This window comes from Meinhardsimonia xiamenensis (assembly GCF_900102905.1).
GTDB lineage: Bacteria > Pseudomonadota > Alphaproteobacteria > Rhodobacterales > Rhodobacteraceae > Meinhardsimonia > Meinhardsimonia xiamenensis.
On the sequence record NZ_FNFV01000001.1, the window covers coordinates 158,435 to 182,879 of the forward strand.

A 24,445-nucleotide genomic window follows, 5' to 3' on the forward strand; every position below is an offset into this window, starting at 1 on the left:
AACAGCCAAGGCGCGGCCCGGCAGAGCTTTTCGCCGGACCGCGCCGCCCTGGATTGTTGCGCATTGGCAACAGAGGATGTCAGGCGTGAGCATCAAGACCCTTCAGGCCGAGCTCGCCCGCGAGGGCTATGTCGCCGATGACCGGCTGGCGATGGCGCTGCATCTGGCGCAAAGCCTTGGCCGGCCGCTGCTTCTGGAAGGCCCCGCCGGCGTGGGCAAGACCGAGGTCGCCCGCGCCATGGCCGGGGTGATGAACACCGAGCTGATCCGACTGCAGTGCTACGAGGGGCTCGATGCGAGCCACGCCATCTACGAATGGAACTACCAGCGCCAGCTTCTCGCGATCCGCGCCGCCGAGGCGAAGGGCGGCATGGATGAGGCGGCGCTCTTCTCCGCCGCCTACCTGTTGCGCCGGCCGCTTCTCGAGGCGATCAGCCGCGAGGAGCCCCCGGTGCTGCTCATCGACGAGATCGACCGCGCCGACGAGGAGTTCGAGGCCTATCTTCTCGAGATCCTCTCCGACTTCCAGATCACCATTCCCGAAATCGGCACCATCCGCGCCCGCTCGCGCCCGCTGGTGATCCTCACCGCGAACGGCACGCGCGATCTGTCGGACGCGCTGCGCCGGCGCTGCCTTTACACCTTCATCGGCTATCCCGACCGGGAGACCGAGCTTGCCATCCTGCGCGCGCGCATGCCGGGGCTGGAGGCGCGGCTTGCCCGCCAGATCGTCGGCGTCGTGCAGGCGCTGAGGGCCGAGGAGCTCGAGAAGACCCCCGGCATCGCCGAGATGCTCGACTGGGCGGCGGCGCTTTCGGGTCTGGGCGTCAACGATCTCGCCCAGGCGCGCGAGGAAGTGCAGGCAACGCTCGTCTGCCTTCTGAAGACCGCCGCGGATTCGGACGCCGCGCCACCCGAGGTGATGGACCGGCTCATCGGAAAGGTGGCCTGATGGGTATCACCCGCTTTCCCGCCCGTGCCGAAGGGCTTGCCGACCGCATGGCCGGCTTCATCGCCCATCTGCGCCTGAACGGGCTGCGCGTGGGCCCGCGCGAGACGGGCGAGGCGCTCGCCGCGCTTGCGGCAGTGAAGGCGACCGACCCGGCCGAGGCGCGCATGGCGCTCGCTGCGCTCCTCGCCGGCGACGCCGAGGACTGGCGCCGTTTCGACGAGCTCTTCGATGCCTACTGGTTCAACGCGGGCCGCGCGCGCGAAAGGCAGGCGCCGGGCGCCCATGTCCGCGTGCAATCGGCGCGGCCCAAACTCTGGCAGCCGCATTTCGGCGAGGAGGAAAGCGGCGGGCCCGGCGCCGAGCCGGATCAGGCCGACAGCGGCGAGGGCGAGGCCGAAGGCACCGAGGGCCGGCTCATCGCCACCCGTGGCGAGAACCTCTCGCGCCGCGACCTGCGCGAGCTGATGGACGACGACAGCCTCGCCCGAGCCGAGGCCGCCGCCGAGGCCATCGCGCGCGCCATCCGCGACCGGCTTTCGCGCCGCCGCCGGGCCGCGAGCCGCGGCGAGGCGCTCGACCTGCGCCGGATCATGCGCACAAGTCTCACGCGTGGCGGCGAGCCCATCGAGCTGCACCGCCGCGCCCGCCCGCCCCGGCCGATGCGGGTTGTGGCGCTTCTCGACGTCTCCGGCTCGATGAGCGTGCATGCGCGCATCTTTCTCGCCTTCCTGCGCGGGCTCGTGGGCGCGGCCGAGGCGGATGCCTACCTGTTTCACACCCGGCTGATGCGCGTCACCGATGCCTTGCGCGACCACGACACGCTGCGCGCGGCCGCGCGCCTTTCGCTGATGGCCGAGGGCTTCGGCGGCGGCACAGACATCTCCGGCTGCCTCGAGCGCTTCATGGCAGGCTACGGCGCCCGCGCGCTCGGTGGCCGGACGCTGGTGATGATCGTCTCCGACGGCTACTGCACCTCGCCGCCCGAGCGGCTCGGTGCCGCACTGGCGCGGCTCAGGCGCAAGGCGCGGCGCGTCGTCTGGCTCAATCCGCTCGGCGGCTGGCAGGAGCACGCGCCCGTCGCCCGCGCCATGTCCGCAGCGCGCCCGCATCTCGATGCCATGCTGCCGGCAAACACACTCGAAGCGCTCACCGCGCTCGAGAACGAATTCTCGCGGCTGTGAGAGGGAGGAGATCATGGCCCGCCAAGACATCTTCGACGAGATCCTGAAACTGAGGCAGAAGGGCGCCCCCTTCTGCGTGGCCACGGTGCTGCGCACAGCCGACGCGACCTCGGCCAAGGCCGGGGCCAAGGCGGCGGTGACGGCCGAGGGCGAGATCATTGGCCATCTGGGCGGCGCCTGCGTGCAGCGCGCGGTGCGCACCGCCGCGACCGAGGCGCTGGCGACCGGCGCGCCGAAGGTGATCCGCGTCAAGCCCTCCGACAAGGTGGTGGGCCTTGCCGACCCCGACGGCGTGCAGACCTTCAAGAGCGGCTGCCCCTCGGGCGGCACGGTCGACATCCTGATCGAGCCTTGGCGCCTGCCGCCGCGGCTCATCGTCTTCGGTGACGGGCCGATCGCGGTGGCGCTGCGCGAGCACGCCGCGCTGGCAGGCTTCCGCGCCACCGGGGGCGAGGCCATCGCCGAGGCGGAGGCGGGCGATTTTGTCGTCGTCGCCACGCAAGGCAACGGCGACTGTGCCGCGCTCAAGGCCGCGCTGGAAAGCCCCGCAGCCCATGTCTCGATGGTCGCAAGCCGCCGCAAGGCCCGCGTGCTCACCGAAAAGCTCGCCGCCGCGGGAATGGATCGCGCCCGGCTTGAGCGGCTGAAATCCCCCGCCGGCATCAACATCGGCGCGGTGGACCCGCATGAGATCGCCGTCTCGATCCTTGCCGAGGTGATCGCCTGGCGCAACGCCGCCGGCAAGGGTGAGTCGCGCGGCGAACAGACGGCCTGACCCTTCAAACAAGAGCTCGAGAGGACGAGAGATGGAACTGACCGACGAAATCCGTGTGCCCGCACCCCGCGACCGCGTCTATGCCGCGCTCAATGACCCGGAAATCCTCGCCCGCTGCATCCCCGGCTGCGAGGAACTCAAGGCCACCGGCCCCGGCGAGTATGAGGCGAAGGTCGTGCTCAAGATCGGCCCGGTGAAGGCGCGCTTCGGCGGCGTTGTGAAACTTGACGACACCAACGCGCCCGAGGCCTTCTCGCTCACCGGCGAAGGCAAGGGTGGTGCGGCAGGCTTCGCCAAGGGCGGGGCCGACGTGACGCTCACCGAAGATGGCGAGGAGACGGTCCTGCGCTACACCGCCAAGGTGGAGATCGGCGGCAAGATCGCCCAGCTCGGCAGCCGCCTCATCGCCGGCACCGCCAAGAAGCTCTCGGCCAAGTTCTTTTCCTGCTTCGCCGAGGAACTCAGCCAGCCCGCTGCCGGCTGACCGCCGCGGCTGGCATCCTCAGCCCTCGCCGTAGGGCACCCAGACGGTCTTGACCTCGGTCGCCGCGCGCAGGAATTCGCGGCCCTCTCCCTCGGGCCCCATCCAGTCGCGCGCGCGGCCGTGGTTGACCCATGTGCGCTTGAGGTTGCCCGCCGCCTCGCGCTCGATCACGCCCGAGATGTCGGAGGAGGAGAAGGACCACACCGCATCCACCCCCAGATGGCCGGCGAGATGCGGGGCAAGCTCGGCATGGCTGCCCATGAGGATGTTCACCACCCCGCCGGGCAGGTCCGAGGTGTCGAGCACCTGGTAGAGATCGGCCGCCGAAAGCGGGTAGGCCTCGGAGGCGACCAGAACCACGCGGTTGCCCATGGCGATCGCCGGCGCCATCACCGAGACAAGCCCCAGAAGCGGCGCCTCGTCGGGGCAGAAGGCGCCGATCACCCCCACCGGCTCGTTCATGGCAAGCGCCACGCCGCGCAGCGGCACGCCGCGCACGCCGCCGTCATGCTTGTCGGCCCAGGCCGCCCAGGTGAAGAGCCGCTCCACCGCGCGCGCAACCTCCGCCTCGGCCTTCGCACGGCTCGCGCCCGTCATCGCGGCGATGCGCGCGGCAAATTCCCCGGTCCGTTCCGCGAGGTTCTCGGCAATATAGTAGATGATCTGCGCGCGCAGATGCCCCGTGGCACGCGCCCAGCCTGCCGCCGCCGCCGCCGCCTCGACGGCGTTGCGCACATCCTTGCGGTTGGCGACCGGCACCATACTGAGAAGCCGCCCGCGCGGGCTCCAGACCTCGCGCGAATAGCCGCCGTCGGGCCGCAGCTGCCGGCCACCGATGTAGAGCTTGGGCGTGCGGTCGATCCCTTCCTCGGGCTTGGGGCTCTCGGGCGCCGGCACGGGCCGCAGCGGCGCAAGCGCGCGCGCCCGCCGTGCCGGCTTCAGATAGGCGTGCATCCCCTCCCAGCCGCCTTCGCGCCCGAAGCCCGACTCGCGCACGCCGCCGAAACCGGCCGCCGCATCGAAGAGGTTGGTGGCGTTGACCCACACCACCCCGGCCGCAAGCTTCGGCGCCACATCGAGCGCGAGGTTCACGTTCTCGCTCCAGATGGAGGCGGCGAGCCCGTAGCGGCTGTTGTTGGCAAGCTCGACCGCCTCGGCGGGCGTGCGGAAGGTGGTGGAGACGAGCACCGGGCCGAAGATCTCCTCCTGCATCAGCGGATCGGCCGGCTCGAGCCCGGTAATCAGCGTGGGGCGAAAGAAGCACCCGCCCTCGGGCAGGCTGATCTCGGGCTGGAACACCTCGCCCGCGCTGCCCGCCACCATCCGCTCGATTCGCTGAAGCTGCACCGGATCGACGATCGCCCCGATGTCGATGCACTTGTCGAGCGGGTTGCCGAGCCTGAGCTCGCCCATGCGCCGGCGCAGCTTGTCGTGGAAGCGCTCGGCCACGCCTTCCTGCACGATGAGGCGCGAACCCGCGCAACACACCTGCCCCTGGTTGAACCAGATCGCGTCCACCAGCCCCTCGACGGCGCTGTCGAGATCGGCATCATCGAAGACGATGTAGGGGCTCTTGCCGCCCAGCTCGAGCGTCAGCGCCTTGCCCGAGCCCGCGGTGGCCTGGCGAATCTTGCGCCCCACCTCGGTGGAGCCGGTGAAGGCGATCTTGTCGATGTCGGGGTGGGCGACGATCATCTCGCCCACCGCGCCGTCACCGGTGACGATGTTGAGCACGCCCATGGGAAGCCCCACCTCCGCGGCGAGCTCGGCAAAGAGAAGCGCGCTCAGCGAGGTGTATTCGGCCGGCTTCAGCACCACCGTGCAGCCGGCCGCGAGCGCCGGCGCCACCTTCCATGCCAGCATCAGGAGCGGAAAGTTCCACGGAATGATCTGCCCGCACACCCCCACCGGCTCGAGCCCGCCAAACTCGGCCTCGGCGAGCTGCGCCATGCCGGCGTGATAGTAGAAATGCCGCGCCACCAGCGGCACGTCGATGTCACGGCTCTCGCGGATCGGCTTGCCGTTGTCGAGCGTCTCGAGCACCGCGAAGAGCCGCGCGTTCTTCTGCACCATCCGCGCGAGCGCGTAGAGATGCCGCGCCCGCTCATGCCCCGAAGCACGCGCCCATCTGCCCTGTGCCGCGCGCGCCGCCGCCACCGCCGCCTCGACATCGGCCTCGCTCGCCTGGGTCAGCTCGGCCAGAACCTCGCCGGTCGCGGGATTGCGGGAGGCAAACGCCGCGCCGGGCTCGGTGAAGCGCCCGGCAATGAAATGCCCGAACCGCCCGCCATGGCGCGCGAGCCACGCCCGCGCCGGCCCGTCATCCTCCGCTGCGGGGCCGTATTCCATGCTCTCGAAGATCTCGCGCAGGTTCATTGCCGGGCCCATCCCTGTTTCATCATCCTGGTGCAAATACCCATTGCACGACGCCTCCCCCCGCGCCGCCGCCTGCCGCTCATCCCATCGGATGCCGCCAGGCGGCCGAATAGCGCCCGGTCACGTGATGCTCGAGCTGCCGCTCGATGTCGCCGAGCAGCGAGGAGGCCCCGAAGCGGAAAAGGTCAGGCTCCATCCACCGCCGCCCGAGCTCCTCGCGCAGGAGCGCCAGATAGTTCAGCGCATCCTTCGCCTTCGAGATGCCCCCCGCGGGCTTGTAACCCACCCGGTAGCCGGTGCGCTCGAAATAATCGCGTATCGCCCGCAGCATCACGAGACTCACCGGCAACGTGGCGTTGACGGCCTCCTTGCCGGTGGAGGTCTTGATGAAGTCGGCCCCCGCCATCATCGCCACCAGCGAGGCCCGCGCCACATTGCGCAAGGAGCCAAGCTCGCCCGTGGCCAGGATCGCCTTCATGTGCGCCTCGCCACAGGCGGCGCGGAATTCCCTGAGTTCATCGTAAAGCGCCCGCCAGTTGCCGGTGAGCACATGCCGCCGCGAGATCACGATGTCGATCTCGCGCGCCCCGGCCGCCACGCTCTCGCCGATCTCGGCAACCCGCAGCCGGAAGGGGCTGAGCCCGGCCGGAAACCCGGTGGAGACGGCGGCGACGGGTATCCCCGAGCCCGCCAGCGCCTCAACGGCCACCGGCACCATCTCGTGGTAGACGCAGACGGCGCCCACCGTGACCGGCCCCATGCCCAGCGCCTCGAGCAGATCGTCGCGCACTGGCCTGCGGGCCTTCGCGCACAGGCGGCGAACGCGGCCCGGCGTGTCATCGCCCGAGAGCGTCGTCAGGTCGATCAGCGTCACCGCCTTGAGAAGCCAGGCCGCCTGATGCGCCTTCTTCACCGTCCGCCGCGCCGGAAGCGTCGCCGCCCGCCGCTCGATGGCCGAGGTGTTGGCCTGCGCCGACATCACCCAGTCAAGGTCGAGATCGGTGCCGGGGTTGCGCGCGTCATGCAGCTGCGGAAGGCGCGCGCCTGCTCCGTCCCCTGCCCCGCCATCCGTCGCGGCGCCCGTCGCCTGCCGACCCGGAAGTTCGGTTGCCACGCTCTGCCCTCCTGCTTGCGCGAGAGCTTCAGGGTGACACGGGCCGCAACCCCCCGCAAGATGGAGCGGACAAGACGGAGCGATCAACACGGGGCCGGCCAGACGGAGCAGGACGCGCCCGCGGCCCGATTGCCCGCGGCCAGGGCCTGTTCGAAGCGGCGCAGCTGCCGCCGACGCCGCGGCGCCCGTCAGCCTGCGGTTGCCCCGTCAACGCCGCGTGGCGCGGCCTTGGGCGGGTCAACGCCCGGTGCAGCCCATCACCGCGAGCGGGGTGCGCGCCAGAATCGCCAGATCGGTGCGCAACCCGGCGCGCGCCGTGTAGCCGAGGTCAAGAAGCACGCGCTCCTCGTAGCTGGTGTCGTTGCGGCCGCTCACCTGCCACAGCCCGGTGATGCCGGGCCTGCACTCCAGATAGGCCCAGGCATAGCCGCCATAGGCGGCCAGTTCGGCGCGGGTGACGGGACGCGGGCCGACAAGGCTCATCTCGCCGCGCAGCACGTTCCACAGCTGCGGCAGCTCATCGAGGCTGGTCCTGCGGAGCAGCCGGCCGAGCGGCGTGATCCGCGGGTCGCGGGCGAGCTTGAAGCCGGCCTGCCACTCCGCCCGAAGCGCGGGATCGCGCGCCAGCATAGCCTCCAGCCGCGTGTCGGCATCGGGAACCATGCTGCGCAGCTTCCAGCAGCGAAAGGCGTGCCCGTCCCGCCCCACGCGCCAGTGACCGAAGAAGCCCGGCCCGCCATCTAGCCGGACCAGCAGCCACAACACGCCCACCAGCGGCAGCGCAAACGGCGCCAGCACCAGCACGCCCGCGATGTCAAGCCAGCGCTTGGCACCGTCCTGATAATTGCGGAGCGCCGCCCTGTCCGCCACGCGGGAGCGGCGTCGATGATGCCAATGATGTGATTTCGCGCCCATGGCCGCAGAAAACCCCGCCACGGTTAAGAAAGGCTCCACCCCGGCGGGCTAGCCTGAGGAAAAGTCGCTCGCATTTGACGGATGACCCGACCATGAACGCACCCCTTGCCGGCCCGGGCGCGGCGGTATTCGAGCTGCTCCGCAACGCGGAAAGATCGGCCGCCGCCCCGCCTGGCGATCTCATCGACTTCGCCCGCATGTTCCGCACGCTCCGGCGCGGCTGGGCCATGCTTGCCGCGCTGACGCTTCTGGCCGCGGCGGCGGCCGGGCTCTGGGCGGCGTTCCTCGCCACGCCCCAGTACAGGTCCACCGCCACGCTGATCATGGCGCCCGAACTGGTCGGGCCCACCACCGGCCTCACCGGCGTTGTGCCCGGCCTCATGGGCGATTCCGTCGCCGTCAATACCGAGGTCGAGATCCTCCAGTCACGGGCGCTCATGCGCCAGCTCGTCGAGGAAATGCGGCTGACGTCGGACCCCGAGTTCAACCCCGCGCTGTGGCCGCCTTCCGTTCCCGCGCGCCTGCTCGATGCGGTGAGCGCGCGCCTTGGCCTCGCGCCCCTCACCGCCCCGCCTGGCCCGGAGGAGGCGTTCCCGCGCACCGTTGACGTGGTCAGCGACCGGATCGCGGTGCGAAGCGTCCCGGACAGCCGCATATTCGAGGTGACCGCCGAGAGTGCCGACCCGGTGAAGGCCGCGCGGCTGGCAAACACCCTAGCCCGTCTCTATCTCGCCCGCCAGGTCGCCCAGAAGCGTCAGGAGGCCGTCGAGGCGACCGCCTGGCTTTCGGAGCGGGTGGCGGAGTTGCGGCGCGAGCTGGAGGCCGCCGACAGGCGCGCGCGCCGCTTCGCCGCGGAAATGGATCTGGTGACACCCGAGGCGCTGCAGGGGCTGGCACTCCAGCTTGAGGAGATTCGCCAGCGCATCGGCGCGCGCCAGGCCGAACTTCTGCGCAACGGCACCGCGCCGGGCCGGGTGCGGGCGCTGCTGCAGCCGATGCGCGAGATGGAAGAAGAGCTTGCCCGCCGGATCGCGCGCCATTCCGAGGGGCTCGTGCAGCTTGGCCAGCTGCAGCTCGACGCCGAGGCAAGCCGGGTGATCTACGAGCATTTTCTGGGGCGGCTGAAGGAGGCGGAGGTGCAGCGCGGCGTGCAGACGCCCGAAAGCCGAATCCTGTCGCTGGCCGAGGTGCCGGTGCTGCCGGCCTGGCCCCAGCCGGTGGTCATGGCGGCACTGGCCGGGTTTCTCGGCTGCATCGCGGCGATCGCCCTGCTGCTCTGGCGCGAGGCCGGGCGGAAAGGCTGCGTCAGCCCCGAGGAACTCGAGGACGCTTCCGGTTGCCGCGCCGTCGGCTCGCTTCCGCGCCTCGCCGGCAAGGACGCGGCCGAGGCCGGCACCTCGCTTGGGCGCCGGCCCGCAAGCCAGGCCGCCGAGGCGGTGCGCAACCTGCGCAGTCGCCTGTTCGTGGAGGCGGCCAACCCGCCTCAGGTGCTGCTCGTCACCTCCGCGCTGAACGAGGACGGCAAGGCCCCGGTCGCCGGGGCGCTGGCGCGCAGCCTCGTCGATCTCAAGCGGCGCGTTCTGGTGATCGACGCCGACATCAAGCGGCGAGGGCGGCGCCTTCTTGCCCGCAAGCCCGCTCCCGGGCTTGTCGCCGTTCTCGAGGGCAAATGCCCGCTCCGGCGGGCGGTGGTTTCGGCTGGCACGGGGGGCTTTGACCTTCTGAGAAGCGAGGCGGCGCGGGCCAATGCGGCCGATCTGCTCTCGTCGCCCCAGCTTGACACGCTGCTGCGCGCGGCACGGCGGGATTACGACTGCGTAATCGTCCTCGGCGCTCCGGTCCTCGCCGGGCCCGACGCGCGCCTGCTGCTGCGCCTTGTCGATGCGACACTGCTCGTCGTGGCGTGGAACCGCACCCCGCGCGCGCACATCGCAACCGCGGTCAGAGCGTTGCGCGGCACGGGCCATGCCCCCGTTCTTGCCGTGCTGTCGGGTGTCTCGCGACGCCTCGCGTCGGGATGATGAGCCTGCGGCCACGCGCGGCTCCGGCAACCCGGCGCATCGTGCCGCAGCCCCGGACCCGCGCAGGCGGGCGGCTTGCACCGACGGCGCCCGGCGATCTGCCGGGCGCCGGCACCCGGTCGCGGGCCTGGCGGCAGATCGGCATGCTGGCACCGACGATTGTCGCGCTGCGGGGGTGCACGCCGGGGGCGGCGCTTGCGATGACGCGGCGCCTCAGAAGATGAAGTGATCGGCGGAAATGTCCCCGGTCAGCAACTGGCCGCTCTCGGCGATGAGGCGGAGGCGCTCGCTCCCGTAGGTGACCAGAACCCCGTAATCCTTTTGCGTCAAGGCAAGCTGATCGAAGGTGTGGAGACCGTCGAAATCGCTCAGATCGAGCCGGTCCTCGGCCGGGTCGAAGTCGGTGACCGTATCCATCCTGGCGTCGGTGTAGAACACGAACAGATCGGCGCCGGCGCCGCCGGACAGGCTGTCAACCCCGGTGCCGTCGATGAGAATGTCGCGGCCGCCACCGCCGCTCAGCACATCGTCGCCGGCATTGCCGAAGAGAAGATCGTCCGCGCCGGTTCCTGCCAGCGTATTCGCCGCGTCGCCGCCGGTGCGCATGACCCCGAGGGTAGAAAGGTCGATGGCGAATTGCGTCACCCCCGGCTCCGAGGCGCTGGTCACGAACAGCTGGACTTCGCTGCCGAAGACATGCGCCTCGATCGCGGCGACGTTGTCGAGCGTCGTGAAGGTTTCGTCGGCGATCACATCGTGCAGCACGAGGCGTCCGCCCGGTGCGATCTCGAACAGCGTCAGCCCGTCGTCCGCGCCGCCGGCCACGAGAAAACTGCGCCCGCCCGCCTCGAAGGCCGCGAGCGCGCTCACCCCCCCGAACCGGGTGTGCAGGCTGTCGATCTCGTGGTCCTTCACGAACAGTCCGCCCCACCGGTTCATCTTCATCACCGTGAGGCTGTCCGACCCTGCCGCCGCGAGGACGACATAGGCCTGCCCGGCCACCACCACCGCCTCCACCGCCGTCGGTGCCGAAACCCACAGCCCCGACGTGTCATCAAGGGTGCCGCGCAGCTTGACGTTGCCCCACCGCCCCATCCACCAGGCGCTGATGCCGTTTTCCGCTGCCGAAACGGTAAAGAAGTAGCTGCGCCCATCAATCTCGGCGGTCGCCATGTCGGTCACGTCGCCGAGCGCGGCGCTGGCAGTGTCTTCAAGGCCGCGCCGGTGTTCCACCGTAAGATCGCTGCGGATGCGGTAAAGCTCCACGCCCGGCCGCCCCCACTGCCCGGCCACCATGAAGGTGCTGCCCTGCACCTCCATCACGGCAACCGTCTCGAGATTGCCGAGCACGGCGCTGTCGCCGCCGAGGATCTTCACGCTGCCGAGCTCGCCGTTCCCGTCGGGCAGATGAAAGGCGAGCCGGTCATCATGCCGGCCGGCCGGAATCAGCGCCGGCTGGCCGGCGATCACGGCAAGCGCCAGATCGGAAAGACCGTATGTGCCGCGGTTCGCCGAAGCGCCGATCTGGTCGAAGTAGCCCGCCACCGCGCCCGGCGCGAGCGCGAAGGCGGATAGCCCGCCGTCGGCTTCCGAACCGGTGTAGAGAAACGTGCCCGACGCCCCGGCCCACACAGCCATGTCGGTGATGCCGGCCATGTGCGGCACCCCGCTGCCCAGCGTGGCAACGTGCTCGACCCTGTAGAACATGCCCCGACCCCCCGGCCGCGGCCCCCACCTCACCCGCGCTTCAGCCTGACCGACAAGGATTGACCGGCGGTTGGCGGATTCCGGCGCCAACGCGAAATTTCCGTGGCAGCGCCGCGGCAGATGGCGCCGCTCGGCGCACCCTGGCGGAGCGCATTGACGCCGCCGTGCCGACAGGGCGTAAATGGCGGCGTCGGTGGCGGAAACGGGGACGGGCATGAAGAAGGTCGCGATTCTGGGCGGCGGCGGCATGATCGGGCAGAAGCTCGCACGCCACATCGCCGCAAACGGGCTGGGCGGGCAGGAGGCGACGCTGCACCTGCATGACATCGGCTTTCCGCCCTGGCCCACGGACCTGCCCGCACCCGAAGAGCGCACGGGCGACATCGCCGCCCCGGCCGAGGCGGAATGGCTCGCCGCGCTCGCACCCGATGTGATCTTTCACCTCGCCGCGGTGGTCTCGGGCGAAGCGGAGCAGGATTTCGAGAAGGGCTGGCGGGTGAATGTCGATGCGCTGCGCCGGATTCTCGAGGCGCTGAGAGCCGCGCATGAGGCTTCGGGTGGGCGTTACCGGCCGCGCTTCGTCTTCGCCTCCTCCATCGCCGTCTTCGGGCCGCCCTTTCCCGAGAAGATCGGCGACGACTTCCTGTGCGCGCCGCAAACCTCCTACGGCGCGCAGAAGGCGATCGGCGAGCTCATGGTTTCGGACTTCTCGCGCAAGGGGTTCATCGACGGCATCGCGATCCGCCTGCCGACCATCTGCGTGCGGCCCGGCAAGCCCAACAAGGCGGCGTCGGGCTTCTTCTCCTCGATCATCCGCGAGCCGCTTGCGGGGCAGGAAGCGGTGCTGCCGGTGCCCGACACGGTGCGCCATTGGCACGCCTCGCCGCGCGCCGCTGTGGGGTTTCTCACCCACGCCGCGACCATCGACCTCGCTGCCCTCGGCAGCCGTCGCGCGCTCAACATGCCCGGTGTCTCCTGCACGGTGGTCGAGCAGATCGAGGCGCTGCGCCGCGTCGCCGGCGAGGCGGCGGTGGCGCGCATCCGCCGCGAGCCCGACCCGGCGATCATGGCCATCGTCGAGGGCTGGCCGCGCGACTTCGCGCCCGAGCGCGCGCTCGCGCTCGGCTTCCGCGCCGAACGGGATTTCGAGGAGATCATCCGCATTCACATCGAGGACGAGCTTGGCGGCGCGATCCCCGGCTGAGGAGCGGACAGGGACATGACCGAGACGGCAGACGCCATCATCATCGGCACCGGCGTGATCGGCGCGGCAACCGCCTTCGAGATGGCCCGCGCGGGGTGGAAGACGCTCTCGCTCGACCGCAACCGCCAGATCGGGCACGGCTCCACGGCAAGCTCCTGCGCCATCATCCGCACGCACTATTCCACCTTCGAGGGCACGGCGCTCGCCTGGGAGGGCACGCATTTCTGGCGCAACTGGGCGGATCATGTCGGCCTGCCCACGGGCCGGGCGCTCGCCACCTTCCGCAAGACAGGCTGTCTCGTGATGAAGACGCCGGCCAACGGCTTTCTGGAGCGTCACAAGGGCTTCAGCACCGCGCTCGGCTGCCCTTTCGAGGAGTGGAGCGCGGATGAGATCACCGCCCGGCTGCCCATCTACAATCTCGAGAGCTTCGCACCGCCCAGACGCCCCGACGACCCCGCCTTTGCCGTGCCCAACGGCGGGCGCATCGAGGGCGGCGTCTTCTGGCCCGAGGCCGGCTATGTGAGCGACCCGGCCCTCGCCGCACAGAACCTTGCCGAGGCGGCAGCACTGCATGGCGCGCGCTTCCGGCTGGGGGCGGAGGTGGTGGAGATCCTGCACCATGGCGGCCGGGTGAAGGGCGTGCGGCTGGCCACGGGGGAGGAGATTCACGCGCCCGTCGTCGTCAATGTCGCGGGGCCGGGCTCGGCGCGGGTCAACGCGATGGCAGGCGTCACCGAGGACATGACCATCACCACGCGCCCGCTGCGCCAGGAGGTGGTGCATCTGCCCGCCCCGCAAGGCTTCGACTTCGAGCGGCAGGGCACCATCGTGTCGGACTCCGACATCGGCTGCTACTGCCGCCCCGAGCTTGGCAATCACATTCTGGTGGGCGGCGAAGACCCACCCTGCGACCCGCACCACTGGGTGGAAAGCGACACCGGCTTCGATCGGTCGCTCAGCGATCAGGCGATGGTGCAGGCGATGCGCTACGCCCAGCGCGTGCCCTCGCTCGGCATCCCCTCACGGCTGGCGGGCGTGGTGGACCTCTACGACGCCTCCACCGACTGGATCCCGATCTACGACCGCTCGATGCTGCCGGGCTTCTACATGGCCTGCGGCACCAGCGGCAACCAGTTCAAGAATGCCCCCGTCGCCGGCAAGCTGATGGCCGCGCTGATCGACTACTGCGAGGCGGGCCATGACCATGACAGCACGCCGTTGCGCTTCACCCTGCCGCACACGGGACATGAGATCGATACCGGCCGTTTCTCGCGCAAGCGCCCCGTAATTGCCGAATCGAGCTTCTCGGTGCTCGGCTGAGCCCCCTCAGCCCCCGCCGATCAGCGCACCGGCCGCAAACACCAGCGCGCCCCCCAGCACGACCTGAAACACCGCGCGGCGGAAGGGTGTTTCCATGTAGCGGTTCTGGATCCAGGCAATCGCCCAGAGCTCCACGAACACCACGATCATGGCGATGATCGTCGCCGTCCAGAAATGCGGGATGAGATAGGGCAGCGCATGGCCAAGCCCGCCCACGGCCGTCATCACGCCCGAGGCGATGCCGCGCTTGACCGGAGAGCCGCGGCCCGAAAGCTCGCCATCGTCCGAAGCGGCTTCGGTGAAGCCCATGGAGATGCCCGCACCCACCGAGGCGGCAAGACCCACCTGAAAGGTCGTCCAGGTGTCGCCCGTGGCAAAGGCGGTGGCGAAGATCGGCGCAAGCGTCGAAACCGAACCGTCCATCAGCCCCGCAAGGCCCGGCTGCACCCAGGTCAGCACGAACTGGCGGCGGGCGATCATCTCTTCCTTCTTGCGTGTGTCCGCGTCGAGCAGCTCCGATTCGAGCTGCTCGGCGCGGCGTTCGTGACCGGCTTCCGCCGCGGCAAGATCGCCCAGAAGCTTGCGCGTGTCCGCGTCCTGCGTGCGCTGGGCGGCCTTTCGATAGAACTCCTCGGCCTCGCGCTCCATCAGCGCCGCCTCTTCGCGGATGCGCTCGAGGGGGAGATTCTCCATCAGCCAGACGGGGCGGCGCGCATAGAAACCCGAGACATGCTCGCGGCGGATGAGCGGAATCACCTCGCCGAAGCGGCGCTTGAACATCTCGATCAGCCGCTGGCGGTGCGCATCCTCCTCCTTCGCCATCTCCTCGAAGATCTTCGCGGAGGCGGGGTAATCCTGCCGCAGGCGCTCGGCATACATACGGTAGATGGCCGCATCGTCCTCTTCGGCGGAGATGGCGAGGGCGAGAATCTCCTTCTCACTGAGGTCGGAAAATCGCTTGCGGCTTGTCACGCCCGGTATCATGGCTGCCCCTCGTCTGGCTTGAACCGGTGCAGATTTACGCTTCGGCCAGCATGGTTCAACCGCTATGCTGGAACCGGCCACTTGCCGATGCTGAACCGATCGGTTTATTTTTCGCTCTTCCCGCGGATCACGATTGCCACCAATGACAATGACAGCCGGCACCATCAGGAAGGGGCGCAAGTTCGACCAGGTGCTCGAGGGCGCGCGTCACGCGTTTCTCAGCGAGGGCTACGAGCGCGCCAGCATGGACGAGATCGCCCGCCTCGCCGGCGTCTCCAAGGCCACGCTCTACAGCTACTTTCCCGACAAACGGGCGCTCTTCTCCGAGGTGCTGCGGCGCGAATGCGACCGGCAGGCCGAGGAGGCCATCGAACGCATCGACCTCACCCGGCCGCCGGCGCAGGTGCTGCGCGATGTGGCCCGCCAGATCGTCGATTTCGTGCTGTCGGACTTCGGCCACCGCGTCTTTCGCATCTGCGTGGCCGAGGCCGACCGTTTCCCCGAGCTCGGTCAGGCCTTCTACGAGAGCGGGCCGGAGATGGGCCGCGCGCGGCTGCGCGGCTATCTGGAGGCCGCGGCGGCGCGCGGCGAGCTCGTGATCGAGGATTTCGACCTTGCCGCCGACCAGTTCGTCGAGCTGAGCAAGGCCGATCTCTTTCAGCGTGCGATATTCGGTGTGCAGACGAGCTTCTCCGAAGCCGAGATCGCGCGCGTCACCGAGGGGGCGGTCGCCACCTTTCTGGCCCGCTACGGGTTCGCGGCCCGCGATTAGGGATCGATCCCGAGCCTTTCGCACAGTGCTCGATATTCGGCACTTGCCGCCTCATCCCACGCGGCCATGCGGGAGCGGAAGAGCGTTGCCTGACTGCGGTGCACGGTGCCGTCGGAGAGCACCTTGAGGTGATTGGCCCTGAGCGTCTCGCCGGTCGAGGTGATGTCGGCGATGGCCTCGGCGGTGCCGTGGCGTACGGTGCCCTCGGTCGCGCCCTGGCTGTCGACGAGGCGGTAATCGGCCACGCCATGGGCGCGCAGGAACTCGCGCACGAGACGGTGATACTTGGTGGCGATCCTGAGCCGGTGGCCGTGGCGGGCGCGGAAGGCGGCGGCGACGGCATCGAGATCGTCGAGCGTGTCGACATCCACCCAGAACTCGGGCACGGCGATGACAAGATCGGCATGGCCGAAGCCCATCGGCACGAGCGCCTCCACCTTGCGCTCCCAGTCGGGGATCTGTTCGCGCACGAGGTCCGAGCCGGTCACTCCCAGATGCACCCGCCCGGCGGCAAGCTCGCGGGGGATTTCGCTTGCCGACATCAGCACGGGCTGCAAGCCTTCGATGCCTTCGGCGCGCGCGGCATACTGGCGCTCGGAACCCGTCCGCTCCAGCCGCACGCCGCGTTCGGCGAACCATTCGAAGGTCTTTTCCATCAACCGCCCCTTGGAGGGCAGCGCGAGCCGCAGCGTCATGGCCTTGCCTCCCGCTGCGGCTCGGCCAGCGCAAGGCTCAGCGCAGGCCGGATCACCCCGCCCACCGCCGGAATCGCACGCCCGCCGCCAAGCGCGCGCGTCAGCGCGTCATAACGCCCGCCGGTGGCCACCGGCGGCAGGTCGGGCCGGGCCTCGGCGTAGAAGCCGAAGACGAAACCGTCGTAATACTCGAGCGAGGTGCGCCCGTAGCTGCCTTCGAAGTCGAGCGCCTCGACATCCACACCGCGCGCCGCAAGCGCCTCGAGCCGCCGGGCGACCGCATTCACGGCAGGCTCGATGGCCGCCATGTCGACGGCCAGATCGCGCAGCCGCGTGAGTGCGGCCGGCGCCTTGGCCTTCAGCCCCAAAAGCTCGTCGAGAAGCGCGCGCTCGCCTTCGCTGATCGGCGGCTCCTCGGCATCGGCGACAAGGGCGGCGATGCGCTCGCGCACTTCCTCGCGCGTTCTCAGCCCTATCGCCGGGCCGGCACCCTTCAGAAGGTCGCGCCCCTCGCGCGCCGCCGCCACCAGCGCCGCGCGGGCGGGCGGCACCGGCGTCACGCCGCCGTAGCGATCAAGGAGCGCACGAAAGCGGCGCGGACGCCACAGGTGGCGCAGGAGCGCGGCCTTGCGCGGCGCGCTCGTCTTCAGCCCGGTCACGGCCGCGCGCAGAAGCGCCATGTCGCCCATCGCCGCCCTCAGGCCCAGATGCGCAAGCGCGCGGGCGATCAGCGCGAAAACCTCGGCATCGGCCGCCGCGGGGTCATCGGCGCCCAGAAGCTCGAAGCCGACCTGATCGTATTCCGGCGGCCGGTTCGAGCCCGGCTCCTGCACGCGGAAGACCTTGCCGGCGTAGGAGTAGCGCGCAGGCTCCGCGCCCGAGGCCATGTGGCGATCAACGACCGGCACGGTGAAGTCGGGGCGCAGCATGAGCTCGCCCGCTTCGGGGTCGCGGGTGGTGTAGGCGCGCGCGCGGATGTCTTCGCCGTAGAGGTCGAGAAGCCGCTCTGCGGGCAGGAGCACCGGCAGATCGACAAGCACCGCCCCGGCCTCGTCGAAAAGCCGCAGGATGCGCGCGATCTCCGCGTCAAGCGGCCGGTCGGCAAGCGGGATCATGCCCCGCCGCCCCCGTCCAGCGTCTCGAGAATGCCGCGCACATGGCCCACAAGCTCGGCGCGCGGCACCTCCGCCTGGGCGGGCTGGGCCTTCCATTCCTCGTTGGTCTCGATCTCGGCGGCGAGCTTCTTGCCCAGCACCAGATCCTTCACCAGCACCACGCCGCGCTCGCGCTCGGCCGAGCCCTGGATCACCGCAAGCGGGCTCATGCGCCGGTCGGCATATTTGAGCTGGTTGCCGAAGTTCTTCGGATTGCCGAGATAGAGCTCGGCACGGATGCCCGCCGCGCGCAGCTCGGCAGCCATGGCCTGATATTCGGCGATGCGGTCGCGGTCCATCACCGTCACAAGCACCGGCCCGCGCGCCGCCTCGCCACCGATGCGGCCCTTGGCGCGCAGCGCGGCGAGAAGCCTGTCCACCCCGATGGAAATGCCCGTGGCCGGCACCGCCTGCCCGGTGAAACGTTTCACGAGGTCGTCATAGCGCCCGCCGCCCGCGACCGAGCCGAACTGGCGCGGCCGGCCCTTCTCGTCGGTGATCTCGAAGGTCAGCTCCGCCTCGAACACGGGGCCGGTGTAGTAGCCGAGCCCGCGCACCACCGAGGGGTCGAGCACGAAGCGCTCCGCCCCCAGCCCCTGCGCGTGCAGAAGCTCGGCCATGGTCTCGAGCTCGGCCACGCCCTCAAGCCCGGTGGTCGAGGCGCCGACGATCTCGCGCAGGCGCGCAAGCGTCGCCGCCCCGTCCTCGCGGCGCGCGGCCATGAAGGCCATCACCGTTTCGGCCTGCTCATCCGAAAGCCCCGCGCCCTTGGTGAAGTCGCCACTTTCATCCTTGCGCCCCTCGCCCAGAAGCGCGCGCACGCCCGCCTCGCCCAGCCGGTCGAGCTTGTCGATGGCGCGCAGCACGATGCCGCGCTCATGGGCGAATTTCTCCGGCTCGGAAGGCTCGAGGATGCCGGCCACCTCCATCACGCCGTTCAGGACCTTGCGGTTGTTGATCCGCACCATGTAGTCGCCGCGGGGAATGCCGACGACCTCGAGCACCTCGCAGAGCATGGCGCAGATCTCGGCGTCCGCCGTGACGGTCGGCGCGCCCACCGTGTCGGCATCGCACTGGTAGAACTGCCGGAAGCGACCCGGCCCCGGCTTTTCGTTGCGCCACACCGGCCCCATGGCATAGCGGCGGTACGGGGTGGGCAACTCGTTGCGGTATTGCGCATAGACGCGCGCGAGCGGCGCGGTCAGGTCATAGCGCAGCGCCAGCCACTTCTCGTCGTCGTCCTGCCAGGCGAAGACGCCCTCGTTGGGGCGGTCGACATCGGGCAGGTACTTGCCCAGCGCCTCGAGCGTCTCCACCGCCGAGGTCTCGAGCGGGTCGAAGCCGTAACGGTGATAGACCTCGGCGATGGCGTCGAGCATGGCCTTGCGCTCGAGGACCTCCTCGCCGAAATAGTCACGGAAGCCCTTTGGCGTTTCGGCCTTGGGGCGGGGGGGTTTCTTGGTCTTGGCCATGGCTGGACCTGCGCTCGCTCTTGCGCGCGCGTCTCTAGCGGATGGCCGGAGAAGGGGCAAGCCGCGGGCACAGGAGGGCGGAGGAAGGCAATGAGCGAAGATCGCATCACCGCGCTCGAGGAACGGGTGGCCGAGCTCATCCGCGTGAGCGACGAGCTCTCCGAGGTTGTCGCCGCCCAGCGCGCCAAGATCGAACGGCTCACGCGGCTCGTCGAGATGCTCACCCGCCGCGAGGCCGAACGCGAGGCCGAGGCCACGGGCGCGCATCTCTTCGCCGACGAGCGCCCGCCGCACTGGTAGGCACGCGGAGCGCGGAGCAGGCAGATGCGGATTCTCGTTCTCCAGCACGCGCGGGCCGAACATCCGGGCATCCTCGCCCGCTTCCTGCGCGCGGACGGGCACTTCTGGCACACGGTCGAGCTTGACGAGGGCGAGGCGCCGCCGCCGCTCGACGGCTTCGATGCGCTCTGGGTGATGGGCGGGCCGATGGATGTCTGGCAGGAAGAGGAGTTCCCCTGGCTTGCGGAGGAAAAGCGGCTGATCCGCGCGGCGGTGACTGAGCGCGGCCTGCCCTTTCTCGGGCTCTGCCTTGGCCATCAGCTTCTGGCCGAGGCGCTTGGCGGCGAGGTGGCACCGGGCGTGCCCGAGGTCGGGGTGATGGAGGTGAGGCTGACGGGCGAGGGACGGGGGCACCCCTTCCTCGAGGGTCTGCCCGAGCGCCTTGCCGTGCTGCAGTGGCACTCCTCCGAGGTCACGCGCCTGCCGCCCGGAGCGCTCTGCCTCGCCGCCTCGCCCGATTGCGCTGTGCAGGCCATGGCCTGGGGCGGGCGGGCGTTGACGCTGCAGTTCCATCTGGAGGTGGAGGCCGATACGGTGGAAAGCTGGGCAGCGATCCCGGCCTATGCCGAGGCGCTGCAGGCGACGCTGGGCGATGACGGCGCCGCGCAGCTTCAGGCGCAGGTCGCCGCGCGGGCGGACGCGTTTGCAGCCGCGGCCGAACGGCTCTATCGCAACTGGATGAGGATGGCCGCGCAGGGCTGAGGGCGCAGGGCACGGAGCAGCGGAAGGAGACGGGCGATGCAGGTTGGCGGGGTGCACTACCGCTCCATCTGGTGGGATGCGGAGGCCGGCGCGGTGCGGATCATCGACCAGCGCTGGCTGCCGCATGACTTCCGCATCGCCACGCTCGAGACGCTTGAGGACTTCGCCACCGCGATCCGCGACATGTGGGTACGCGGCGCGCCGCTCATTGGCGCCACCGCCGCCTTCGGCGTCGCCCGGCAGATGGCGCGCGACCCTTCCGACGCCGCGCTTGACGAGGCCTGGGCGGTGCTCAACGTCACCCGTCCCACCGCGATCAACCTGCGCTGGGCGCTCGACCGCTGCCGCGCCGCGCTTGCCTCCCTGCCGCCCGAACGCCGCGCCGAAGCCGCATTGCAGCTCGCACAGGACATCGCCGACGAGGATGTCGAGATCAACCGGCGCATCGGCGAACACGGGCTCGCCCTCATCCGCGAGATCGCGGCGCGCAAGCCCGCAGGCGAGCCGGTGCGCATCCTCACCCATTGCAACGCCGGCTGGATCGCCACGGTGGACTGGGGCACCGCGACAAGCCCCGTCTATCAGGCCCATGCCGCCGGCATGCCCCTGCATGTGTGGGTGGATGAGACCCGCCCGCGCAACCAAGGCGCGCTCACGGCCTGGGAGCTGGGCGCGGCCGGCGTGCCGCATTCATATGTGGTGGACAACGCCGGCGGGCATCTGATGCAGCGCGGCCTTGTCGACATGGTCATCACCGGCACCGACCGTACCACCGCCACGGGCGATGTGTGCAACAAGATCGGCACCTATCTCAAGGCGCTCGCCGCGCGCGACAACGGCGTTCCCTTCTACGTGGCGCTGCCCTCGCCCACCATCGACTGGAGCGTGCGCGACGGGCTTGCCGAAATCCCCATCGAGGAGCGCCCTGGCCGCGAGGTGAGCCATGTGCAGGGCCGCGGCGCCGAGGGCGCCATCGCCGAGGTTCAGGTCACGCCCGAGGGCAGCGGCGTTGCCAACCCGGCCTTCGATGTCACCCCGGCGCGGCTCGTCACCGCACTGATCACCGAGCGGGGCATCTGCCCGGCCTCGGCGGAGGGGCTCGCGCGGCTCTTCCCCGAACGCGCCGCCACAACCGCCGAGGAGGCAGCCCGATGACCGACCGGCCGATCAGCCGCTATCCCGTGCCCGAGATCGCCGATCTGCCCGAGGACATCCGCGAGGCGATCCTCAAGGTGCAGGAGAAGGCGGGCTTCGTGCCCAACGTGTTTCTCGCGCTTGCGCACCGGCCTGACGAGTTCCGCGCCTTCTTCGCCTATCACGACGCGCTGATGATGCGCGAGTCGCTGACGCCCGCCGAGAAGGAGATGATCGTCGTCGCCACCTCCGCCGACAACAACTGCCTTTACTGCGTGGTGGCGCATGGCGCGATCCTGCGGATCCGCGCCAAGAACCCGCTCATCGCCGACCAGGTGGCGACGAACTACCGCAAGGCCGACATCTCCGACCGGCACAAGGCAATGCTCGATTTCGCGCTCAAGGTCTCGCGCGACTCCCGCGCCATCGACCAGGCGGATTTCGAGCGGCTGCGCGCCCACGGCTTTGACGACGAGGCGATCTGGGACATCGCCGCCATCACCGCCCTGTTCGGGCTGTCGAACAGGATGGCGAATTTCCTGTCGATGCGCCCCAACGACGAGTTCTATGCCATGGGCCGGTAGGGCAGGGCGTCCGCGCACCGCCTTGCACCGGCCACGCCGCCACCCTACCTGCGGCTGGACTTCACCAGAGGATGGCCATGACCGACCTGACCCCACGCGAGATCGTCTCCGAGCTTGACCGTTTCATCATCGGCCAGCAGGAGGCAAAGCGCGCCGTCGCCGTGGCGCTCAGAAACCGCTGGCGGCGCAAGCGGCTCGACCCGGCGCTGCGCGAGGAGGTCTACCCGAAGAACATCCTCATGATCGGGCCGACCGGCGTCGGCAAGACGGAGATCAGCCGTCGGCTCGCCAGGCTCGCCCAGGCGCCCTTCATCAAGGTGGAAGCGACCAAGTTCACCGAGGTGGGCTATGTCGGCCGCGACGTGGAACAGATCATTCGCGATCTCGTCGAGGCGTCGATGACCATGACCCGCGCCCGGATGCGCGAGGAGGTGCGCGCCCGCGCCGAGAAGGCGGCCGAGGATCGCGTGATCGAGGCCCTCGCCGGGCCGGATGCGCGCGAGGCCACGCGCGAGCGCTTCCGCCAGAAGCTGCGCGCGGGCGAGCTCGATGAGGTGGAAATCGAGATCGAGGTGGCCGACCACTCCAACCCCATGCAGATGCTGGAGATCCCCGGCCAGCCCGGCGGCATGGGCATGCTCAACCTCGGCGACATCTTCGGCCGCGCCTTCGGCGGGCGGCGGACGCGGCGGCGCATGACCGTGGCCGACAGTCACGACGTGCTCGTGGCCGAGGAAGCCGACAAGCTTCTTGATGATGAGGCCGTCACGCGTGCAGCGCTCGAGGCGGCGCAGGAAAACGGCATCGTCTTCATCGACGAGATCGACAAGGTCTGCGCCCGCGCCGAAACGCGCGGCGCCGATGTCAGCCGCGAGGGCGTGCAGCGCGACCTTCTTCCGCTGATCGAGGGCACGACCGTTTCCACCAAGTACGGCCCCGTGAACACCGATCACATCCTCTTCATCGCCTCGGGGGCCTTCCACATCGCCAAGCCCTCCGACCTTCTGCCCGAGCTTCAGGGCCGCCTGCCCATCCGGGTGGAGCTGCGCGCGCTGACCGAGGCCGATTTCGTGCGCATCCTCACCGAAACCGACAATGCGCTCACGCGCCAGTATGCCGCGCTCATGGAAACCGAAGACGTTCACGTGCGCTTCACCGATGACGGCATCAAGGCGCTCGCGCGCATCGCCGCCGAGGTGAACAAGTCCGTCGAGAACATCGGCGCGCGGCGGCTTTATACGGTGATGGAACGGGTGTTCGAGGAACTCAGCTTCACCGCGCCCGACCGCGCCGGCGAGGAGGTTGTGGTGGATGCCGCCTTCGTCGAGAAGAACCTCGGCGAACTGACCCGCTCGGCCGATCTCAGCCGCTACGTGCTCTGAACCGCGAAAGGCTACCGCCATGTCCCGCCCGGCCGCTGCCCCTCCCGCCCATCCGTCGCGCAGATGGGTGCTTGCCGGTCTCGCCGGGACGGCGCTTGCAGGCTGCGCGGCCCGTCCGCGCCTGGTGCCGGCCGGCCCTGCGGCGGAGATGTCGAGGGTGCGCTCCGTCTATGTCGGCACGACGCGGCGCTACGAAGGTGGCCTCGGCTTTGGCGCCGGGCGCAGCGCCGGAATCGCCTTTGCGCGCTACGACGTGTCCGTGCCGCCCGAGCGTCAGCCCGGAGAATTCGACTGGCCGGTCGGGCGCGAGGCGCCCGATCCTGCGCGCCACTTCCTGCTCGCCGGGGGCGAGATCTTCGACGGCGCGCGGCCTTTCCGCGCCGATCTGGCCCGCGCTCTTGCCGCGCGCCCGCGCAGCGATCGCGAGGCGGTCATCTACGTGCACGGCTTCAACAACACCTTCGATGAAGCGGTTCTGCGGCTCGTGCAGCTGGCCGAGGATTTCGAGCTTCCCGCGGTTGCGGTGCATTTTTCATGGCCCAGTGCGGGCACGCCCGTGGGCTACGCCTATGACCGCGACAGCGTGCTGTATTCCCGCGATGGGCTGCTGCGGCTGATCGCCGAGGTCGAGAGGGCCGGCGTGCGGCGCATCGTGCTGGTCGGGCACTCGCTTGGCTCGATGCTGGTGATGGAGGCGCTGCGCCAGATGGCGGTGGAGGCTCCGGGCAGCGTCGCACGGCGCATCGGCGGGGTCATCCTCATCTCCCCCGATCTCGATGTCGATCTGTTCCGCGCCCAGGCCCGGCGCATCGGGAGGCTTCCACAGCCCTTCGGCATCTTCGTCTCCCGCCGCGACCGGGTGCTGACCCTTTCGGCCTCGCTCACCGGCCGGCGTGACAGGCTGGGCAACCTGCGCTCCTTCGACCGGGTCGCCGATCTTGACGTGACCGTCATCGACATCACCGCCTTCTCGGCCGATGCCGCCGGCCATTTCACCCTGGGCAATTCGCCGGCGCTGATCAGCCTGTTCTCGCGTGCCGATGCCTTCGAGGCAGCCTTCCGCGGCGACAGTGCGGGCAACGCGGGGCTGGCCATGGGCACCGTGCTGACCGTGCGCAATGCCACGGCAATCATCGTCAATCCGCTGCTTGCGCAGTAGCCGGCCTCCGCGCCGG

The 24,445-nt window shown here is 69.9% G+C and carries 22 protein-coding genes; 14 read left to right on the forward strand and 8 right to left on the reverse strand.

Annotated elements, in window-relative coordinates; all coding sequences use genetic code 11:
* Nucleotides 1–76: 76 nt before the first annotated feature.
* The 4 genes from BLQ14_RS00775 to BLQ14_RS00790 are packed head-to-tail and all read left to right on the forward strand — an operon-like array spanning nt 77 to nt 3,392.
* Nucleotides 77–952, forward strand: coding sequence for an AAA family ATPase (locus BLQ14_RS00775; protein ID WP_092497212.1), 876 nt, complete (start codon nt 77–79; stop codon nt 950–952).
* Nucleotides 952–2,133, forward strand: a complete 1,182-nt coding sequence (locus tag BLQ14_RS00780) for a vWA domain-containing protein (protein ID WP_092497214.1) — start codon at nt 952–954, stop codon at nt 2,131–2,133. The genes BLQ14_RS00775 and BLQ14_RS00780 overlap by 1 nt, the downstream gene beginning before the upstream one ends.
* Before the next feature lie 13 nt (nt 2,134–2,146).
* Nucleotides 2,147–2,908 carry an XdhC family protein gene (locus BLQ14_RS00785; protein ID WP_092497216.1) on the forward strand — a complete coding sequence of 254 codons (762 nt, stop codon included), beginning with the start codon at nt 2,147–2,149 and terminating at the stop codon, nt 2,906–2,908.
* 31 nt (nt 2,909–2,939) lie between these two features.
* Nucleotides 2,940–3,392 carry an SRPBCC family protein gene (locus BLQ14_RS00790; RefSeq protein WP_092497218.1) on the forward strand — a complete coding sequence of 151 codons (453 nt, stop codon included), beginning with the start codon at nt 2,940–2,942 and terminating at the stop codon, nt 3,390–3,392.
* Nucleotides 3,393–3,410: 18 nt separating this feature from the next.
* On the opposite strand, the gene BLQ14_RS00795 is transcribed toward BLQ14_RS00790, so the two are convergent.
* The 3 genes from BLQ14_RS00795 to BLQ14_RS00805 all read right to left on the reverse strand — a co-directional run bounded on the left by BLQ14_RS00795 (nt 3,411) and on the right by BLQ14_RS00805 (nt 7,752).
* Nucleotides 3,411–5,768 carry an aldehyde dehydrogenase family protein gene (locus tag BLQ14_RS00795; protein WP_092498274.1) on the reverse strand — a complete coding sequence of 786 codons (2,358 nt, stop codon included), beginning with the start codon at nt 5,766–5,768 and terminating at the stop codon, nt 3,411–3,413.
* Nucleotides 5,769–5,847: 79 nt separating this feature from the next.
* Nucleotides 5,848–6,795 (reverse strand): deoxyribose-phosphate aldolase, encoded by a 948-nt coding sequence (deoC, locus tag BLQ14_RS00800; RefSeq protein WP_245656917.1) that lies wholly within the window; start codon nt 6,793–6,795, stop codon nt 5,848–5,850.
* A 324-nt stretch (nt 6,796–7,119) separates the two neighbouring features.
* Nucleotides 7,120–7,752 carry a sugar transferase gene (locus tag BLQ14_RS00805; protein ID WP_245656790.1) on the reverse strand — a complete coding sequence of 211 codons (633 nt, stop codon included), beginning with the start codon at nt 7,750–7,752 and terminating at the stop codon, nt 7,120–7,122.
* Between the two features lie 137 nt (nt 7,753–7,889).
* Between BLQ14_RS00805 and BLQ14_RS00810 the strand changes: the two genes are divergently transcribed.
* Nucleotides 7,890–9,818 carry a GumC family protein gene (locus tag BLQ14_RS00810; RefSeq protein ID WP_092497224.1) on the forward strand — a complete coding sequence of 643 codons (1,929 nt, stop codon included), beginning with the start codon at nt 7,890–7,892 and terminating at the stop codon, nt 9,816–9,818.
* A 213-nt stretch (nt 9,819–10,031) separates the two neighbouring features.
* Here the strand turns inward: BLQ14_RS00810 and BLQ14_RS00815 are convergent, their stop codons facing one another.
* Nucleotides 10,032–11,525 carry a calcium-binding protein gene (locus tag BLQ14_RS00815; protein WP_092497226.1) on the reverse strand — a complete coding sequence of 498 codons (1,494 nt, stop codon included), beginning with the start codon at nt 11,523–11,525 and terminating at the stop codon, nt 10,032–10,034.
* A 214-nt stretch (nt 11,526–11,739) separates the two neighbouring features.
* Between BLQ14_RS00815 and denD the strand changes: the two genes are divergently transcribed.
* Both denD and BLQ14_RS00825 read left to right on the forward strand, forming a co-directional pair.
* Nucleotides 11,740–12,729 carry a D-erythronate dehydrogenase gene (denD, locus tag BLQ14_RS00820; protein ID WP_092497228.1) on the forward strand — a complete coding sequence of 330 codons (990 nt, stop codon included), beginning with the start codon at nt 11,740–11,742 and terminating at the stop codon, nt 12,727–12,729.
* A 15-nt stretch (nt 12,730–12,744) separates the two neighbouring features.
* A complete protein-coding gene (locus BLQ14_RS00825) occupies nt 12,745–14,052 on the forward strand; it encodes an NAD(P)/FAD-dependent oxidoreductase (RefSeq protein ID WP_092497230.1) in 1,308 nt (435 codons plus the stop codon).
* A 6-nt stretch (nt 14,053–14,058) separates the two neighbouring features.
* On the opposite strand, the gene mbfA is transcribed toward BLQ14_RS00825, so the two are convergent.
* Nucleotides 14,059–15,036 (reverse strand): iron exporter MbfA, encoded by a 978-nt coding sequence (mbfA, locus tag BLQ14_RS00830; protein ID WP_092497232.1) that lies wholly within the window; start codon nt 15,034–15,036, stop codon nt 14,059–14,061.
* A gap of 142 nt (nt 15,037–15,178) precedes the next feature.
* Here mbfA and BLQ14_RS00835 point away from each other — a divergent pair, with 142 nt between their 5' ends.
* Nucleotides 15,179–15,808: a TetR/AcrR family transcriptional regulator gene (locus tag BLQ14_RS00835; protein ID WP_092497234.1), complete on the forward strand. Its 630-nt coding sequence runs from the start codon at nt 15,179–15,181 to the stop codon at nt 15,806–15,808.
* Here BLQ14_RS00835 and hisG read toward each other — a convergent pair.
* Genes hisG through hisS form a run of 3 tightly spaced genes read right to left on the reverse strand, consistent with a single transcriptional unit; the run spans nt 15,805 to nt 19,129 of the window.
* The gene (gene hisG, locus BLQ14_RS00840; protein WP_092497236.1) at nt 15,805–16,503 is read right to left on the reverse strand and encodes an ATP phosphoribosyltransferase; all 699 of its coding nucleotides are present in this window, start codon (nt 16,501–16,503) and stop codon (nt 15,805–15,807) included. The two genes, BLQ14_RS00835 and hisG, sit on opposite strands and share 4 nt — an antisense overlap.
* Entirely contained in the window at nt 16,500–17,618 is a 1,119-nt protein-coding gene (locus tag BLQ14_RS00845) for an ATP phosphoribosyltransferase regulatory subunit (RefSeq protein WP_092497238.1), read from the reverse strand. Before BLQ14_RS00845 ends, hisG begins: the two co-directional genes overlap by 4 nt.
* The gene (gene hisS / locus BLQ14_RS00850; RefSeq protein WP_092497240.1) at nt 17,615–19,129 is read right to left on the reverse strand and encodes a histidine--tRNA ligase; all 1,515 of its coding nucleotides are present in this window, start codon (nt 19,127–19,129) and stop codon (nt 17,615–17,617) included. Before hisS ends, BLQ14_RS00845 begins: the two co-directional genes overlap by 4 nt.
* A gap of 90 nt (nt 19,130–19,219) precedes the next feature.
* Between hisS and BLQ14_RS00855 the strand changes: the two genes are divergently transcribed.
* From BLQ14_RS00855 to BLQ14_RS00880, 6 genes are all read left to right on the forward strand, one after another.
* Nucleotides 19,220–19,429 carry a SlyX family protein gene (locus tag BLQ14_RS00855; protein WP_245656792.1) on the forward strand — a complete coding sequence of 70 codons (210 nt, stop codon included), beginning with the start codon at nt 19,220–19,222 and terminating at the stop codon, nt 19,427–19,429.
* A 24-nt stretch (nt 19,430–19,453) separates the two neighbouring features.
* Nucleotides 19,454–20,170, forward strand: a complete 717-nt coding sequence (locus BLQ14_RS00860; RefSeq protein ID WP_092497242.1) for a type 1 glutamine amidotransferase — start codon at nt 19,454–19,456, stop codon at nt 20,168–20,170.
* 36 nt (nt 20,171–20,206) lie between these two features.
* Entirely contained in the window at nt 20,207–21,325 is a 1,119-nt protein-coding gene (gene mtnA, locus BLQ14_RS00865; protein WP_092497244.1) for an S-methyl-5-thioribose-1-phosphate isomerase, read from the forward strand.
* Nucleotides 21,322–21,888, forward strand: a complete 567-nt coding sequence (locus tag BLQ14_RS00870; protein WP_092497246.1) for a peroxidase-related enzyme — start codon at nt 21,322–21,324, stop codon at nt 21,886–21,888. The genes mtnA and BLQ14_RS00870 overlap by 4 nt, the downstream gene beginning before the upstream one ends.
* A gap of 77 nt (nt 21,889–21,965) precedes the next feature.
* Entirely contained in the window at nt 21,966–23,270 is a 1,305-nt protein-coding gene (hslU, locus tag BLQ14_RS00875) for an ATP-dependent protease ATPase subunit HslU (protein ID WP_092497248.1), read from the forward strand.
* 148 nt (nt 23,271–23,418) lie between these two features.
* A complete protein-coding gene (locus BLQ14_RS00880) occupies nt 23,419–24,429 on the forward strand; it encodes an alpha/beta hydrolase (RefSeq protein ID WP_170068374.1) in 1,011 nt (336 codons plus the stop codon).
* The last annotated feature ends 16 nt before the right edge of the window (nt 24,430–24,445 follow it).